General features: G+C 58.2%; 15 protein-coding genes, 2 tRNA genes and 1 riboswitch. Of the genes, 14 read left to right on the top strand and 3 right to left on the bottom strand.

What is annotated here, in order from left to right:
• The first annotated feature begins 117 nt into the window (after positions 1–117).
• Both Q0G75_RS03025 and Q0G75_RS03020 read left to right on the top strand, forming a co-directional pair.
• Positions 118–267, top strand: a complete 150-nt coding sequence (locus tag Q0G75_RS03025; RefSeq protein WP_042432320.1) for a DUF5679 domain-containing protein — start codon at positions 118–120, stop codon at positions 265–267.
• A 96-nt stretch (positions 268–363) separates the two neighbouring features.
• Positions 364–1,710, top strand: a complete 1,347-nt coding sequence (locus Q0G75_RS03020; protein WP_294416202.1) for a citrate/2-methylcitrate synthase — start codon at positions 364–366, stop codon at positions 1,708–1,710.
• Between the two features lie 166 nt (positions 1,711–1,876).
• Here Q0G75_RS03020 and Q0G75_RS03015 read toward each other — a convergent pair.
• Positions 1,877–1,964: transfer RNA gene (locus Q0G75_RS03015), tRNA-Ser, on the bottom strand.
• Positions 1,965–1,998: 34 nt separating this feature from the next.
• On the opposite strand from Q0G75_RS03015, the gene Q0G75_RS03010 reads away from it, so the two are divergent.
• The 4 genes from Q0G75_RS03010 (at position 1,999) to Q0G75_RS02995 (ending at position 4,608) form a co-directional block, all read left to right on the top strand.
• A complete protein-coding gene (locus tag Q0G75_RS03010; RefSeq protein ID WP_294416203.1) occupies positions 1,999–2,502 on the top strand; it encodes a nucleoside deaminase in 504 nt (167 codons plus the stop codon).
• 56 nt (positions 2,503–2,558) lie between these two features.
• A complete protein-coding gene (gene ispE / locus Q0G75_RS03005) occupies positions 2,559–3,521 on the top strand; it encodes a 4-(cytidine 5'-diphospho)-2-C-methyl-D-erythritol kinase (protein ID WP_294416204.1) in 963 nt (320 codons plus the stop codon).
• Between the two features lie 174 nt (positions 3,522–3,695).
• The gene (locus tag Q0G75_RS03000) at positions 3,696–4,247 is read left to right on the top strand and encodes a LemA family protein (RefSeq protein ID WP_294416205.1); all 552 of its coding nucleotides are present in this window, start codon (positions 3,696–3,698) and stop codon (positions 4,245–4,247) included.
• Position 4,248: 1 nt separating this feature from the next.
• Positions 4,249–4,608, top strand: a complete 360-nt coding sequence (locus tag Q0G75_RS02995; RefSeq protein WP_294416207.1) for a hypothetical protein — start codon at positions 4,249–4,251, stop codon at positions 4,606–4,608.
• A 90-nt stretch (positions 4,609–4,698) separates the two neighbouring features.
• Here Q0G75_RS02995 and Q0G75_RS02990 read toward each other — a convergent pair.
• Positions 4,699–4,789 (bottom strand) — tRNA-Ser (locus tag Q0G75_RS02990).
• A 65-nt stretch (positions 4,790–4,854) separates the two neighbouring features.
• Here Q0G75_RS02990 and Q0G75_RS02985 point away from each other — a divergent pair.
• From Q0G75_RS02985 to Q0G75_RS02975, 3 genes are all read left to right on the top strand, one after another.
• Positions 4,855–6,858 (top strand): DUF2207 domain-containing protein, encoded by a 2,004-nt coding sequence (locus Q0G75_RS02985; RefSeq protein ID WP_294416209.1) that lies wholly within the window; start codon positions 4,855–4,857, stop codon positions 6,856–6,858.
• A 107-nt stretch (positions 6,859–6,965) separates the two neighbouring features.
• Complete coding sequence (locus Q0G75_RS02980) at positions 6,966–7,877, top strand: DMT family transporter (RefSeq protein ID WP_294416211.1); 912 nt, start codon at positions 6,966–6,968, stop codon at positions 7,875–7,877.
• Positions 7,878–7,959: 82 nt separating this feature from the next.
• Complete coding sequence (locus Q0G75_RS02975) at positions 7,960–8,484, top strand: shikimate kinase (RefSeq protein WP_042432337.1); 525 nt, start codon at positions 7,960–7,962, stop codon at positions 8,482–8,484.
• A gap of 605 nt (positions 8,485–9,089) precedes the next feature.
• Here Q0G75_RS02975 and Q0G75_RS02970 read toward each other — a convergent pair.
• On the bottom strand, positions 9,090–10,664 hold the full coding sequence (locus tag Q0G75_RS02970; RefSeq protein WP_294416212.1) for a sodium:alanine symporter family protein: 1,575 nt from the start codon (positions 10,662–10,664) through the stop codon (positions 9,090–9,092).
• A gap of 175 nt (positions 10,665–10,839) precedes the next feature.
• A riboswitch (glycine riboswitch) is annotated at positions 10,840–10,986 on the bottom strand.
• Positions 10,987–11,549: 563 nt separating this feature from the next.
• Between Q0G75_RS02970 and Q0G75_RS02965 the strand changes: the two genes are divergently transcribed.
• The 5 genes from Q0G75_RS02965 to Q0G75_RS02945 all read left to right on the top strand — a co-directional run bounded on the left by Q0G75_RS02965 (position 11,550) and on the right by Q0G75_RS02945 (position 15,249).
• Positions 11,550–12,029 carry a 23S rRNA (pseudouridine(1915)-N(3))-methyltransferase RlmH gene (locus Q0G75_RS02965; protein WP_294416214.1) on the top strand — a complete coding sequence of 160 codons (480 nt, stop codon included), beginning with the start codon at positions 11,550–11,552 and terminating at the stop codon, positions 12,027–12,029.
• 321 nt (positions 12,030–12,350) lie between these two features.
• A complete protein-coding gene (locus Q0G75_RS02960) occupies positions 12,351–13,295 on the top strand; it encodes an exodeoxyribonuclease III (RefSeq protein WP_294416216.1) in 945 nt (314 codons plus the stop codon).
• Positions 13,296–13,448: 153 nt separating this feature from the next.
• Positions 13,449–14,030 carry a GTP cyclohydrolase I FolE gene (gene folE / locus Q0G75_RS02955; protein ID WP_042432346.1) on the top strand — a complete coding sequence of 194 codons (582 nt, stop codon included), beginning with the start codon at positions 13,449–13,451 and terminating at the stop codon, positions 14,028–14,030.
• A gap of 15 nt (positions 14,031–14,045) precedes the next feature.
• Positions 14,046–14,843, top strand: a complete 798-nt coding sequence (locus Q0G75_RS02950) for a TSUP family transporter (RefSeq protein ID WP_294416217.1) — start codon at positions 14,046–14,048, stop codon at positions 14,841–14,843.
• A gap of 136 nt (positions 14,844–14,979) precedes the next feature.
• Complete coding sequence (locus tag Q0G75_RS02945; RefSeq protein ID WP_118349434.1) at positions 14,980–15,249, top strand: ACT domain-containing protein; 270 nt, start codon at positions 14,980–14,982, stop codon at positions 15,247–15,249.
• Positions 15,250–15,304 lie beyond the last annotated feature (55 nt).

Below are 15,304 nucleotides of genomic sequence, written 5' to 3'. Positions count from 1 at the left end.
CGTTATCTGACTGGACGGCCGCTGGCCTATAATTTCAGCCCGCACGAGCATGAACTGAAAGTGCATTCACCGATTCACGGCGCTTGCACTCTTATACGGCAACTAGAGAGGTTTACTATGGCAATCGAGGCATATTGCGTGAAATGCAAGGCAAAGAAGATCATGAAGGATCCCGTTGAGGGCGTCACGAAGAACGGCAAGCCTATCACGAAGGGCAAGTGCCCTGACTGCGGCACCACCATCTGCCGTATCGGCGCTGCAAAATAGCATATCGTTTGAGCAACAACCAGCAATGCCCGCCCTGCGCGGGCATTGCTGGTTTTGAAGCGGCGGGAATGAATGACATGAAAGGAAGGGAGCGTAATGGGCGGCACGCAGAAAATCGACCTGTACGAGAATTTCAAGAGCATCAATTCTATCGATGCTGAAAAGTACAAACGCTACGATGTGAAGCGCGGCCTGCGCAATGCCGACGGAACCGGCGTTTTGGCGGGTTTGACGGGTATCTCCAACGTGCATGGCTACGTCATGTCCGATGGCGAGAAACGCGCCGACGAAGGCGAGCTGCGCCTGCGCGGATACGACCTGTACGACCTTCTGGGCGTTGACGCGAAGGATCGCCGATTCAACTACGAAGAAGTGTCCTATCTGCTGCTGATGGGCGAGCTTCCCACGGAGCAGCAGCTTTCCGACTATATCGCCACCATCGACGCCCAGCGTGAGCTGCCCGATGGCTTCACCGCATCCATGATCATGCGCAACACCCCTCCCGACATCATGAACGTGCTGGCTCGAACCATCCTGCTTTTGTACGCCTACGATGAAAACGCCGAGGATAGATCTGTCCAGCACGAGATCAGCACCGCTATCTCCCTTATTTCCCGTCTCCCCCGCATCATGGTGTTGACGTACTATGCGATTCGCGCGCGCTACAACAACGAGTCCATGATCATGCATCGTTTCATCCCGGGTCAGTCTACGGCGGAGACCATTCTGTCCATGCTGCGCCCCGACAGGCAGTTCACGGCCGAGGAAGCGCGCATGCTTGACATCATGCTGTGCCTGCACGCAGAACACGGCGGCGGCAACAACTCGTCGTTCACCACGCATGTGCTGACGTCCGCCGATACGGACGCGTACTCCACGTATGCGGCGGCCATCGGTTCGCTGAAGGGCCGCAAGCATGGCGGCGCAAACCATCAGGTTCTGGCCATGCAGAAGGAGATTAAGGACAACGTCGTCAATTGGGAGAACGATGACGAGGTTGCCGCGTATCTCGCCAAGATCGTGAACAAGCAGGCCTACGACAAGAGCGGTCTGGTATACGGCATGGGCCATGCGGTGTATACGCTGTCCGATCCCCGTGCCGTCATTTGCAAGCGCTTCGCCGAGAAGCTGGCCAAGGGCACTGAGTTCGAGGCGGAGTTCCGCCTGCTCGAGAAGATCGAGCGCCTGGCGCCCGAGGTGATTCTCAACGAGAAGGGCACGAAGAAGGATATGTGCGCGAACGTGGATATGTACTCCGGTTTCGTGTACTCCATGCTGGGAATCCCGGAGGATCTGTTCACCCCGCTGTTCGCCTGCGCCCGCATGTCGGGTTGGGCTGCGCATCGCTTCGAGGAGATCGTCTCGGGCAAGCGCATCATCCGCCCTGCGTACAAGTCGATTTACAGCAAGAAGCGCGCATATATCCCTATGGATGAGCGCTAAGCGCAAAGCAACGCAAAACCCTGTTAAAGCGCCCGGATCGATTTCGGGCGCTTTTGCGTTATTTTGGGACGAGTAAGTAGGCGAAAGGGTTGAAGGTTACATAAAACTGAACCATTCAACATGCAATTGAAAAAGAAAACGCCCGGGGACCCGGGCGATAGCATTCTGGCGGAGGAAGTAGGATTCGAACCCACGGAACCTTGCGGCTCAACAGTTTTCAAGACTGCCGCCTTCAACCACTCGGCCATTCCTCCATATAGCTTGCTAGGATACCATATAATGATGCTTATGAATGACGAAGAATACATGCGCATGGCGCTTGAGGAGGCGCAACGCGCGGCGGCTATGGGAGAGGTCCCCATCGGCGCCGTGGTTGTGTACCACCCTATCGACAAAGCAACGCGTCGCCCCCTTGCGGAGCCTCGCGTAATCGCGCGAGCGTGCAATATCCGCGAGACGCAGCAAGATCCCGCAGGGCATGCTGAGTTCGTTGCCATGAAGATGGCGGCGGCGGAACTTGGCGTGTGGAGGCTTACGGGCTGCACGGTGTACGTGACGCTGGAGCCGTGCATCATGTGCGCTGGGCTCATGCACCAGGCTCGCGTCGACCGCTGCGTGTTCGGCGCGCCCGACCCGAAAGCGGGTGCTTTGGGTACGCTGTATTCCATTCACGAGGACAAGCGCCTCAACCATACATTCGGCGTAAAGGCCGGCGTGCTGTCGGAGGAATGCGCAACCATATTGCGAGAATTCTTCAAGGCGCGTCGAAAGAAACGAACGGAGCAGCAGTGATGCAGCAAGATGAAAAACAGAATGTTTCACGTGAAACATTGGAGGGGTCCGTGGACATGCTCGACATAGCCCGCGTTGCCCAGGATGTGGAAGCGCGTGAGTTTGCCGGTATGGGTTCGCTCAAGCTGGTTGCCCCGGCGAAGGTGAATCTGTACCTGAACGTCAAGGGCGTGCGCGACGATGGATACCACGAGGTGTCCACGACGATGCATGCGCTGATGCTGCATGATGTGCTGCGCATGAAGATCATCCCGGGCACCGGTGAAGCGGTGAAGCTGACCACGCGCAGCTTCGAGGGGCTGGCTCCCCTGGATGTCGACCCGCAGGACAACATCGTGGTGAAGGCAATCTTGAAGCTGGCCGAGGCATTTGGCCGAACGCTGGGCGAAGAGGAAACGATGCGCGTGCATCTTGAGAAGCGCATCCCCGTTCAGGCCGGCCTGGGCGGCGGTTCTTCGGATGCGGCCGCAGCGCTGCTGGGCTCGGCGGTTCTGTGGGGTGAAAGCGTTTTGGATCCGCGAATCAAAGAGGTTGCCGCTCAGTTGGGCGCCGACGTGGTCTTCTTCTTGCAAGGCGGCTGCGCCCTTTACGACGGCATCGGCGAGAACCTGGTCCGTACGCTCAAGCCGATGAATGACTTCCTGGTGCTGGTGAAACCCGAAGGCGGCGTTTCCACGGCCGAGTCCTACAAGAAGATTGACGAAGACCCCCAGCCTATTTCAGCGGAGGACGCGGAAGCCGCGGAATCAGCGGAGTATGCGATGAGCGTGCCGCTGCTGAACAACATGGCGAAGGCCAGCGAGCAGCTGAATCCGGGGATCCGCACCGTGCGCGAGTGGCTGCAGGAGCAGCCGGGCGTATGCAACGCCATGATGTCCGGCAGCGGCGCCGCGGTGTTCGCGGTATGCGATTCCTTTGCATCGGCGGCCAAGGTGGCAACCGATGCGCAGGCCAAGGGATGGTGGGCTCGCACCACCACGTTCGGCCCCTTCAAGGCGACGCTTACCACAAATTGCTAGACAAACCTCGCGGAGCAGAGGATTCCAGCGTGGCAATGTAGTTTATGCTGTATCCACGGTTGGAGCACCTCTCCTAGAGGGTTCTTCGACCTTGCAAGGACTCGGACTGCGATTTGCGGAGAGGTGCGCTTTTCAAGGTCGCGTAATGCAGGCAACCGGTAGAAGGAGGAAGCCATGACGGCGGTAATCATCCTTGTTGCGATAGCCGTAGTGCTCATCGTGTTCATCATTGCGCTCTATAACAAGCTGGTGAAGCTGCGCAACATGGTGGACAACGCCTGGGCGCAGATCGATGTGCAGCTCCAGAGGCGTTTGGACCTTATCCCGAACATCGTGGAAACCGTGAAAGGGTATGCGCAGCACGAGAGCGCTACGCTGGACGCGGTGACGCAGGCTCGCGCGGCTGTGGCGAGCGCGAACACTCCCGAGGGTCGTATGGGAGCTAACAACCACCTCACTGAGACCCTGAAAAGCTTGTTTGCGGTGGCGGAGGCCTACCCCGACCTGAAGGCGAACGCCAACTTCCAGCAATTGCAGGCTGAGTTGTCGAACACCGAGGACAAGATCAGCTATATGCGCCAGAGCTTCAACGATACGGTGATGAAGTACAACACCGCCATTCAGACGTTCCCGGCTGTGCTCTTTGCGGGCATGATGGGGTTCAAGGAGCGTCCGAGCTTCGCCGCCGAGGAGGGCGCTTCCACTGCACCGAAAGTGACGTTCTAGCATGGTCGCAAGGCTGACGCGCATCATACCGTTGTTGCTGTTGCTGGCTTTCGCGGCTGGCGTGGTATACGTGGTGGCAGCATGGCGTTATTCGCCGGCACGGGCGAAGGAGATCCTTATCAAGGCCTTCACCGTGTTGAACGTGGCGCTGACGGCGTTCTTCGGCTTAGCAAGCCTATATGCGCTGTCAGAGAGCAACGGCGATGTGCTGGATTTGACGCTCTCGTTCATGGTTACGGCATTGGTGGCGCTGGGAATCACGCGGATATGCCGAGCCGTGTTTCTGAAGCACAACCCCTCGTATCGGATGAAACCGATGAAAGCGAAGCGTTTGCATCGCTGGCCCTGGGGAAGAAGATAGATTGCGAAGGCACCCGATATCGGGTGCCTTCTTTTATAGTTAGTAATCGAGCATGAAAAAGCCCCCGCATTTGCGAGGGCTGAAAATACGTGGCGGAGAAGTAGGGATTCGAACCCTAGATGCCCTTGTGGGGCATACTCACTTAGCAGGCGAGCACCTTCGGCCTCTCGGTCACTTCTCCACGCTATAATAGGTGCGGGTAGATATATTACCTTGACTGTCGGAAACTTGCAAGGAGCATTCTCGATGCAATACACAAGGACACCTCATTTCCCAGGCAGCCAGCGGGATGATGCGCGTAGCCGCGTCGCATGGCTGGTCGCGGCCGCTTTAGTGGTCGTCGCTTGCGCTTGCGCGCTGGCAGCTTTGCCCGGCAAGGCCTACGCGAAGTCATACACCATGCCGCAAGTGGATATCCAAGCCCAACTGGAAACCGACGGAACGCTTCACGTGGTTGAGCAGCGTACGTTTGATTTCGACGGTTCGTTCTCCGCCGTATGGTGGACGCTGAATCTGCTGCCCACGAATGCGGAGTTCACCGTGAACGGCGTTCGCATGATGAGCGTTGACGGGTCCAACGACGTCGAAGGGTCCATGTCGGCGATGCCTGAGGTTCCGTTCGAGCTGAAATGGCGCGAGGAAGGTGGTCCGGGAGAGGATTCGTACTCCGTCGATAGCCCGAAGAACACCGTGTACGTATTCTTCGGATCCCAGCCCAAACGTGTGGTCGTGGAACTCGATTACACCATCACCAACATGGCCCAGGTCTACGACGACGTTTCTGAGGTGTACTGGCAGTATCTAGGTTCCGCCTGGGCGGTTCCCTCGGAGAACGTGACGGCTACGCTTCAGCTTCCTCTCCCCCAGAGCGTCACGGTCGATCCTGGCGAGAACGTGCGCGCGTGGGGCCATGGCCCGCTGAGCGGCACCGTTTCCGTCAACGCCGATGGGTCGGTCACCTGCACGGTTCCCCGCGTGGAATCCGGCGAATATGCCGAGATGCGCGTGTGCATCCCCTCCAAGTGGCTGACGAACGTGTCGCTGAGCACGCAGCGCCTGCATGCCGGCGAGCAGCGCCTGGATACGGTTCTGAAAGAGGAGAAGGCCTGGGCGGATACGGCGAACAGCAAGCGCATGATGTCGCTGGCTTTCTCTATAGCGTGCGTGGCCGTGTGCGTTGCAGCCTTGATCTGGGCCATCGTCATGTTCTTCCGTCATGGCAAAGAGCACAAGCCGGACTTCACGGAGCAGTATTGGCGCGACGTGCCGCGTCAGGGCTTGCACCCGGCCGTTATCGGCCGCCTGTGGCGCTGGAATAGGGAAAGCACCGATGACCTGACGGCGACGATTATGCATCTAGCGCAAACTGGTGCCGTCCGCATCGATTCCGGTTCGTATATGGCGCCGAAGAAGCATGGCGGCATGAAGACCGTGAACGACTTCTATGTCACGAAGCTGGTTGAAATCGATGCCGTGAGCGACCCGATCGACAAGGCGACGTTCAGGCTGCTGTTCGACCAGGTGGCGGCAGGTCAGAACTCGCTGTGGTTCGGCAGCATCAAGAAGTATGGCGAAGACCATTCGGAGCAGCTGGTAAACGCGGTGAAGAATTGGCAAGGTGCGCTGACCGCGGAGACGGACAAGCACGGCTTCTTCGAGGAGAAGGGCAATAACCTGCGTGGTTGGACATGGGCGATCGCCGTGGCGTTGCTCGTGATAGCCATGGTGATTTGGTTCATGACCGATAATATGCTGCCGATGATATGCGGTATCCCCACTGTTTTGGCGCTGGCTTTCATCGGTAACAACATGACGCGACGCAGCGTCGATGGCAACAACCTGGTTGCGCACTGCAAGGCGTTGCGCAATTGGCTGCGCGACTTCAGCTCGCTTGAAGAGCATCCGCCCACCGATGTGAAGGTGTGGGGCGAGTTCATGGTATACGCCTACCTGTTCGGCGTTGCGAAGCAGGCCATCGAGCAGCTTCGCAAGACGCAGCCCCAGCTGTTTGCGGTCGACCAAACGTATGGGGATACTTACGTGCCCTGGTGGGGTTGGTATACCTCCTACGAGAGCGGTGCGAACGCCGGGATGCCCGATGTGGGAAGCTTCCTTTCTTCGTCGTTCAACCAGGCCGTCAAGACCGCTAACGAGGCCATACAGGCCGAATCCAGCGGCAGCGGAAGCGGCGGCGGATTCTCCAGCGGCGGCGGTGGCGGCTTCGGCGGCGGTGGCGGCGGAGCCCGCTAGTCGTTGAGAAAGTGGAACGCCGATTTGCGTCGCTTTGCGCGGCTGCAGGTCGGCGTTTTTCGTGTGCGCCCGAATCTGGGTGCGATAGAAGGCAAAGGGAAGGCTGTATGAAGAAGGGACTGCCCTCTTGGGCGTACAAGGCCGCCATTGTGGTGGCAACCATCATCTGGGGCTATAGCTTCGTGTCCATGAAGGGCGTTGTGGCGGTGCTCCCGCCGGCATGGCTGCTGGGGTTCCGCTTCCTGTTCGCGGGCATCGTGCTGACCGCTATCCTTTGGAAGCGCGTTCGCAGGGCGTTCAGCGGCAAGATGGTGCTCGCCGGCGCCGTGCTCGGCCTGGCAGATTTTCTGGCGTTCTGGACGCAAACTGTTGGCCTGGAGCACACTACTCCAGGCATCAACGCGTTCCTGACGGCGACGTATTGCGTGATCGTCCCCTTCCTATGGTGGATCGTCGCCCACAGGCGTCCAACGGTGTTTAACATTGGAGCCGCCGTGCTTGCCTTAGTGGGTATTTGGTTGGTGTCGGTCCAGTCGGGCGGCATGACCATGGGCTTCGGAGAGGTTATGACGCTGCTGTGCGCGGTCTTGTTCGCCGTGCATATGGTGCTGGTTTCGAAGCTCTCTCGCTTCCATGACGTGCTGGCCCTGACGGCTGTGCAGTTCGTCGCTGAAGGTTGCATGGGCTTGCTGTCGGGAGTGGCTTTTGAGACGTTCCCAGGGTTCGCGGCTTTCACGCCCAATATCATCGGCCAGCTGCTGTTTCTGTCTATCTTTGCCTCCATTGTGGCGTTCGGAATCCAGAACGTGGCGCTGGCGCATATCCCTCCCGCGCAGGCATCGCTGTTCCTAAGCCTGGAATCCGTGTTCGGCGTGCTATTCAGCGTGTTGCTGTACGGCGAGCAGCTAAGCTTGCGTTTGCTGATCGGCTTCGCCTTGATCTTTGTGGCCATCATCATCAGCGAGACCCTTCCGCTGAAGCGCAAACAGCCTGATGGCGCCGTTGGGGAGGCCATATAAGAACAGCTTGTTACCGTTGTCATGATGTATGAGCAGGCATGATACAATTCGAGCGTACATGACCGATCAAGGAGGGCTTACCATGGCGGAGAAGAACAACGTTGTTCTTATCGGCATGCCCGGCTCGGGTAAATCCACGCTGGGTATCGTGTTGGCGAAAATCATGACGAAGGATTTCATCGACGCCGACATCGTCATCCAGAACCAATGCGACAAGACGCTGCAGAAGATCATCGATGCATGCGGCCCTGAGGGTTTCATCGAGGTCGAGAACGAGATTCTCAGTAAGATCGATGCGGAGAACAGCGTTATCGCCACGGGCGGTTCCGCCGTGTACTCCGATGAGGCCATGAAGCATCTGGCCGAGATCGGCACGGTTGTGTACCTCAAGATATCCTACGACCAGCTGGTGCATCGCCTGAGCGACCTGCAGGAGCGCGGCGTTGTTCTGAAGGGCGGCATCGGCATGAGTTTGAAGGAGCTTTATGACGAGCGCCTGCCGCTGTATGAGCAGTATGCTGGCATCACGGTGGATGTGAACGACCTGTCCATCACCGCTGCGGCTCGCAAGGTTGCAGATGCGCTTGCTCATGAAGGCGTGAAGTAATGTTTCACGTGAAACATTAGGATATTGAAAGGCCACCGAAAGGTGGCCTTTCTTGTGCACGCGATCAACCTGAGCAGTTGAACATTGCCGCCACTGCAGAGTTCGGAAAAACCACGACATGCGGTTCGATGGCGAAGCCCTTTATGGTGCTTGGCTAGCTACGGGCATCGATGCGTTTCAGCTTGGAGGAGGAAACCGAACGGCGCTTCGTGGCGTTTACGAGGCGATGAAGGCCGTCGGATAGATGGAATGACGTTACTGCTGCGGTTTTGGTGGTAGCCGGATTTGGATTGACTGCAGAGGCTTGGGGTGTGTAGGGGATTTAGCAACGCTAGAGTTCCAAGCAAGGTGATAGCGTTTGGGATAGGGTTATACACCATTCATTGAACCCGGGTATAGAATCCTCGGCTAAGCTTTTATCGCGCTTTGACATTGGTTTTGCTAGCAAAGAGCGGTCATAGTCGGATTGTGGGCTCTCCCCTTTGCTTATAGGAGCGGCGCTTAAAGATTACGCGACAAGTCCGCGTTAAATGATCTCGCAGAAACAAATAAGGCCCCGATGTTTCACGTGAAACATCGGGGCCAGCATGAGGGGCAGGCAGTTGCTATGCGGTGGCGAAACCTTGTGCAGCTGCTGCGCGGTCCTCCTGGGCGGTCTTGGCGCCCAGGCGATCAGTAAGGGAGTCGATCGGCGGCACATCGTCATGATTCTCGTGCGGAACCATGTCCTCTTCCTTGCCACCTGCGTCGTTCAGACGCTTGAAGAAGTCCTTCGTTTCACGGACGACCACACCGGAGAGAACGATCAAGGCGATCATGTTCGGCACGGCCATGCATGCGTTGAAGATGTCGGCGATGGTCCAAACGGCGGAAACGGTCATGTAAGGGCCGATGAACACAGCGGCGATGTAGAGCCAGCGGTAAACCTTCACAGCCTTCATGCTGCCGTTGCTGAAGTACTCAAGGCAACGCTCGCCGTAGTAGTCCCAACCAAGGATGGTGGTGAAGCCGAACAGTGCCAGGCACGCCATGAGCACGAAGGACACGACGGTGGGAGGAATGAACGGCAGGCCAGCCTGGAAAGCCGCGGTGGTGACGGAAGCGCCCTCAAGGCCGGGGATCAGGTAAGCGCCGGTCATGACCAAGGTAAGGCCGGTCATGGTGCAGACCACGATGGTGTCGAGGAACGTACCGGTCATGGACACGAGACCCTGACGCACGGGCTCCTTCGTCTGAGCGGCAGCAGCGGCGATAGGTGCGGAACCGAGACCAGCCTCGTTGGAGAAGATACCGCGGGCGATACCCTTCTGCATGGCGATGAAGATGGCGCCGAGCATACCGCCGGCAGCAGCATCAAGGCCGAAGGCGGAGCGGAAGATAACCACGAACGCACCGGGGATCTTGTCCAGGTTGGTCAGCAGCAGGATTAGGGAGAAGCCGACGTAGAGCACGACCATAACGGGGATGACGCGCTCGGAGACGCTGGCGATGCGCTTGATGCCGCCGATGACCACCAGGCCGACCAGCACGGCAACCACGATGCCGCCGATGACGGTGGCGATGGAGTAATCCATGCCAAGGATGCTGATGGTGAAGGACTTCTCGGGATCGAAGAAGTTCGTGATGGCGGTGTTGATGGAGTTCACCTGGGTGAAAGTACCGATGCCGAACAGGCCGACGCACATGCCGAAGAAGGCGAACAGCTTTGCAAGCCAGCGCCAGCTGATCTTGGGCAGGCGCTTGCCCATGCCACGCTCGATGTAGTAGAACGGGCCGCCCAGCACGTGGCCGGTGTTCTCGTCGATGCTGCGGAACTTGACGGCAAGCAGGCCCTCGGAGTACTTCGTGGCCATGCCGAACAGCGCTGCCAGCCACATCCAGAACATGGCACCAGGGCCGCCGACCACGATAGCGGTTGCAACGCCTACGATGTTACCAGTACCGATGGTTGCTGAAAGCGCGGTGCACAGCGCGCCGAAGCTGGTCACTTCGCCGGAGCCGCCTTTTTCGTTCTTGACCATGTAACGCAATGCGCGCGGCAGTTGACGGAACTGCAAACCGCCCAAGCGCACCGTCAGCAGGATGCCTCCGAACAGGATGAGCACCATCAACGGGACGCCCCATACAAAGTCGTCAATAGCGGTGATCACGTTGTTGACGACGTCGAAAAACCCTTCCACAACTCACTCCTAACTAAAACTCTGAACCGATACAACCTCTGCGAGACCCTGAGGATGCACGGAAAGAGAGCTCAGCGAAAGCTTTAGGGCGATTCTGGGATATGAAATTAAAGGGAAAGGGAAAAGTTTTGGTGAACGCCGAGTTTGAGTTTCGTTCACGTTTGCGACAAGTCACTGACTTTTCTCTGTCCTTTTGCCTGAGAGTTTCAGTGAAACGGTTCGCCACTGCAGCTTGTTGAAGCTGTTTGCGGTTAGGTCTTGCGGCCTGCGTTTCACCTTGCCCCTTCGGCACCCATGGTTGGGATTCTCCAGAGGCCCCTGCTTGCCCTGTTTCTTGCGATCCAGAACATATCAACGGGGTGACGCTATGAAATTGTGGCATGAACTTTAACAGTGGGGTAACGGCTTGTAAACACCCTAATATTTCGAACGTGTAACTTTTTGGGCAAGTGGACAAAAAGGGACTGGAATGAGACAGAACGGTATTTAAGGCCGGGATGTGGGATGAACGCCGAGGAGATTCTAGTGCAAGAATGATTGAACGCAATGTTGTACAAATACCGTTGCACATGGCTTCTTGCGAAGGTGTCGGCTTGTTTGTCGAGGTGGATGTTTCTTTCTGATAAGGGTTGCACCTTCGTTTTAGGGAGCGCGCCTTGTTAACATGGTTTCGACCTGAAAGGGGCGAATGATTGCTGCATCTGCTCTCACAACAAGCGGGTTCAAGCCCGGGCTATTCAATGCGAAGGGCTGCTTGAAGAGAGCTTCGCCTCCTTGTGAGCAGGACTGCCCGCCCCTGCTTCTCAAAAAGGGGGGGGGCAGAACCCGGCGGATGCTGTTGTAGTCGCTTTGCTCAATATTATGTTGCGCTATGAAAGGGTAAGGATGAAGTTCACGGTTGTGGCGGTTGGAAAACTGAAGGAACGTTTCTGGGTGGATGCCTGTGCGGAATATCTGAAGCGTCTGCAGCCGTACGCAAAGACCCAGGTGCGCGAGATTGCGGATATCGATCCTCGCAAAGCCGGCGGCGTGGATGGCGCACGCGACAAGGAAGGCGCCGCGATCTGCACTGAGCTGGAGAAACTTGGCGCGGATACGCATGTGGTGTTGCTGGCCATCGACGGTAAAGAGCGCTCGAGCGAGGGACTGTCGAAGCGCCTGGACAACCTCATGTTGCAAGGGAAGAGTAACTTCGCGTTCGTCATCGGCGGATCCGATGGCGTGAGCGACGAAGTGCGCCAGCGCGCAAACGAGTTCCTCTCGTTCGGCCCCATCACGCTCCCCCACAACCTTGCGCGCGTAGTGTTGCTGGAACAACTCTACCGCACGCAAAAGATATCCCACGGGGAGCCGTACCACAAATAACGTTGTACGGTCGGACGCTTGGGGACGTGTCGTTAAGTGTCCGATTTTAGGGGCGAATGCGTGGTTTCGCACTGGCTGAACAGCGACTTTGCGTGATTATCGTTGCTTTGCCAGCATCCTTGATCACATCGATGACCGCTCGGGGGACGTGCCGAGATCTGCTCCCGTTTTCCCTCGGCCGCCATGCGTAGGACACTTGGGGACGTAGCATTAACTGTCCGGGTTTTGTCGGCGTATCGCGCGTGGTGAGGCGTTTGCCCGCATCTCCTAGGCTTCTTATACTGTTTCGGAATGATTTTGCCCGCTAAGGAGGCGCTTTTCATGCGGATGATCTCTTGGAATGTGAACGGTTTGCGTGCCGTTTTGAAGAAGGGCTTCGAGGATATCGTATGCCAGTTCGATGCCGACGTTGTTGCGCTGCAGGAAACGAAGCTTCAGGCTGGCCAGGCAACGCTGGATTTGCCGCAGTATCGCGAGTTTTGGAGCTATGCGGAGAAGAAGGGCTATTCCGGCACGGCGGTTTTCACGAAGGAAGAGCCGCTGCAGGTGCTTCATGGCCTGGGCTTTCCCCACTTGGATACCGAAGGGCGCATCGTGGCGTGCGAGTTTCCCGAGTATTGGTTCGTGTGCGTCTACACGCCGAACGCGCAAAACGAGCTGGCGCGTATCGACCATCGCATGGAATGGGATGACGCGTTCCGCGACTTTTGCAAGGGCCTGGAAGAGGGTGTGCTCCCAGCAGGCGTTCCGGTGGAGCGTGCAGGCGCCGACGGCAACGTGGTGCTGCGTCCGGAGGCAGGCCGTGGCGAGGGCAAAAACGGCGCGGATGTGATTCCGGAATCGGTTCCCATGGGAGACGGCCACTTGCCCACGCAATGGCTTCCGTTGACGCAGCCCGGCGAGTCGGCTCAGCCGAAACCCGTGATCATGTGCGGCGATTTCAATGTGGCGCACAACGAGATCGACCTGAAGAACCCCGGCCCCAACCGCGGAAACGCCGGCTTTTCCGATGAGGAACGCGAGAAGTTCACCAAGCTGCTCGACGCCGGGTTCACCGACACCTTCCGCAGCACGCACCCCGACCTTGCCGGCGCGTACTCTTGGTGGAGCTACCGTTTCAACGCGCGAAAGAACAACGCAGGGTGGCGAATCGACTATTTCCTGGTCAGTGACGCCTTGGCACCGCGCATCGAAGCCGCCAGCATCTACAACGAGGTGTTCGGCAGCGACCATTGCCCCGTCGGCCTCGAACTCGATCTGGGTTAGTCCCGACGCTATGTCCCCGATGTGTCTGGGATGGGGTTGGCGAAGCTGCTGGTGGCGCGTGGTATCATGCTAGGGTTCGAAACGAGAGGTTGCGGCGGCTGGAAGCCAAGCTGCCGGACCTGTATTCAGCACTGCTAGAAGGAAATCAACCATATGGATACTGCAAAGATCGAAGCCGGCGTTCGCATGATTTTGGAGGGCGTGGGCGAGAATCCCGACCGCGAGGGTCTGAAGGAGACGCCTGCCCGCGTTGCCCGTATGTACGAAGAGGTGTTTGCCGGCCTGACGGAGGACCCTGCCGTGCATTTCGCCACCACGTTCGACGAGCACTGCAGCGAAATGGTGCTTGTGCGCGACATCTACTTCTACTCCATGTGCGAGCATCATCTGGTGCCGTTCTTCGGCAAGGCCCATATCGCCTACATCCCGGCGGCCGACGGCCGTGTGTGCGGTTTGTCGAAGCTGGCGCGCCTGGTCGAAGTGTATGCGAAGCGTCCGCAGGTGCAGGAGCGTCTGACCTCTCAGATCGCCGACACCCTGGTCGAGCAGCTGAACCCGCAGGGCGTTGTGGTGGTGCTGGAGGCCGAGCATATGTGCATGAGCATGCGCGGCGTGAAGAAGCCCGGCAGCCATACCGTCACCAGCGCGGTGCGCGGCGTGTTCGCCGGCAGCACTGATGCGGCCCGCGCTTCGCGTTCCGAGGCCATGTCGCTCATCCTGCGCGAAACCCGATAACGCAAAGGCTTGGTTATGGAAGCCGTTGCCGACGTGTGTCAACAGCTGTTCGGCATCGCCCCGGGGGCTATGCTGCTGGTGTGCCTGCTCGTGTTCCTGGCGGGATACGTCGACGCCATTGCGGGCGGCGGCGGGCTGATCTCGCTGCCCGCCTATATGATCGCCGGCCTGCCCACGCATGCCGCCATCGCCACGAACAAGATGAGCTCGACCATGGGTACCACCATCGCCACCTGGCATTATGCGAAATCGGGCTACATCCAGTGGAAGCTGGCGGGCGTTTGCGTGGTGCTTGCCGTAGTCGGATCGACCATCGGGTCGAATCTGGTGCTCATCACCAGCGACGCGTTCCTACGCGTGTTCCTGCTGGCTGTGCTGCCGATCACGGCCATCTACGTGATGAGGTCGAAGAGTTTCGGCAAACAGGACAAAGAGCCGCTTTCGCCGAAACGCACTGCCGTGCTTTGCGCTCTGGTGGCGTTTTGCGTGGGCATATACGATGGCTTCTACGGTCCTGGAACGGGCACGTTCCTGATGCTGCTGCTCACCGGCGTGGCCCATCTGAAGCTCAAATCCGCTGCCGGCATCACGAAAGCCATCAACCTTACCACCAACGTCACGGCGCTGGTGGTGTTCCTTCTGCATGGCCAGGTGCTGCTGGTGCTCGGCTTGGTGGCGGGCGCTTTCAACATCGTGGGCAACTATCTAGGTTCCCACAGCTTTTCGAAGAACGGCGGTGCGGTCGCCCGACCCATCACCATCGTCGTCCTGGTCATCTTCTTCGCGAAGGTTATTTGGGATTTCGTCGCCTAAGCCGTGGGGCAGCCTGCCGCTGGCTGCGGATGTTTCACGTGAAACATCACCCGGAAATACAAGGTGCACGACAATCGGGTACTATGGATACATACTGAAACGAGCGCGTCGGTCGCGCGGGTGAAAGGATTCGAACATGAAGTGCGTTATCAGCGTTCTTGGCAAGGATCGTAGCGGTATCGTCGCAGCTGTTTCGGTTGCGCTGGCCGAATGCGGTGCCAACATCGACGACATCAGCCAGACCATCCTGGGCGACATGTTCTCCATGACCATGTTGACCACGCTGGACACCGAGAAGGCCGACTTCAACGCCGTGCAGGAGAAGCTTGAGGGCGTCGCCTCCGAACTGGGCGTGCAGATCACCATCCAGCGCGAGGACGTTTTCCAGTTCATGTACAAGATCTAGCTTTCAAGCCGGATTGCGCCGCCTGTGAGAAAGGGTGGAGCGTCCAAGAACGTCC

The sequence above is a fragment of the uncultured Senegalimassilia sp. genome, assembly GCF_934636665.1.
GTDB lineage: Bacteria > Actinomycetota > Coriobacteriia > Coriobacteriales > Eggerthellaceae > Senegalimassilia.
The sequence above is the reverse complement of the archived record's forward strand: the minus strand, read 5'-3'. Positions and strand labels throughout refer to the sequence as shown.

What these genes read in the sequence shown, in the direction of transcription:
- Q0G75_RS02975 (WP_042432337.1), top strand. Translation starts at nt 7,960, where the DNA reads ATGGCGGAGAAGAACAACGTTGTTCTTATCGGCATGCCCGGCTCGGGT.
- folE (WP_042432346.1), top strand. Translation starts at nt 13,449, where the DNA reads ATGGATACTGCAAAGATCGAAGCCGGCGTTCGCATGATTTTGGAGGGC.
- ispE (WP_294416204.1), top strand. Translation starts at nt 2,559, where the DNA reads ATGCTCGACATAGCCCGCGTTGCCCAGGATGTGGAAGCGCGTGAGTTT.
- Q0G75_RS02980 (WP_294416211.1), top strand. Translation starts at nt 6,966, where the DNA reads ATGAAGAAGGGACTGCCCTCTTGGGCGTACAAGGCCGCCATTGTGGTG.
- Q0G75_RS02960 (WP_294416216.1), top strand. Translation starts at nt 12,351, where the DNA reads ATGCGGATGATCTCTTGGAATGTGAACGGTTTGCGTGCCGTTTTGAAG.
- Q0G75_RS03020 (WP_294416202.1), top strand. Translation starts at nt 364, where the DNA reads ATGGGCGGCACGCAGAAAATCGACCTGTACGAGAATTTCAAGAGCATC.
- Q0G75_RS02985 (WP_294416209.1), top strand. Translation starts at nt 4,855, where the DNA reads ATGCAATACACAAGGACACCTCATTTCCCAGGCAGCCAGCGGGATGAT.
- Q0G75_RS03010 (WP_294416203.1), top strand. Translation starts at nt 1,999, where the DNA reads ATGAATGACGAAGAATACATGCGCATGGCGCTTGAGGAGGCGCAACGC.
- Q0G75_RS03025 (WP_042432320.1), top strand. Translation starts at nt 118, where the DNA reads ATGGCAATCGAGGCATATTGCGTGAAATGCAAGGCAAAGAAGATCATG.
- Q0G75_RS02950 (WP_294416217.1), top strand. Translation starts at nt 14,046, where the DNA reads ATGGAAGCCGTTGCCGACGTGTGTCAACAGCTGTTCGGCATCGCCCCG.
- Q0G75_RS02945 (WP_118349434.1), top strand. Translation starts at nt 14,980, where the DNA reads ATGAAGTGCGTTATCAGCGTTCTTGGCAAGGATCGTAGCGGTATCGTC.
- Q0G75_RS03000 (WP_294416205.1), top strand. Translation starts at nt 3,696, where the DNA reads ATGACGGCGGTAATCATCCTTGTTGCGATAGCCGTAGTGCTCATCGTG.
- Q0G75_RS02965 (WP_294416214.1), top strand. Translation starts at nt 11,550, where the DNA reads ATGAAGTTCACGGTTGTGGCGGTTGGAAAACTGAAGGAACGTTTCTGG.
- Q0G75_RS02995 (WP_294416207.1), top strand. Translation starts at nt 4,249, where the DNA reads ATGGTCGCAAGGCTGACGCGCATCATACCGTTGTTGCTGTTGCTGGCT.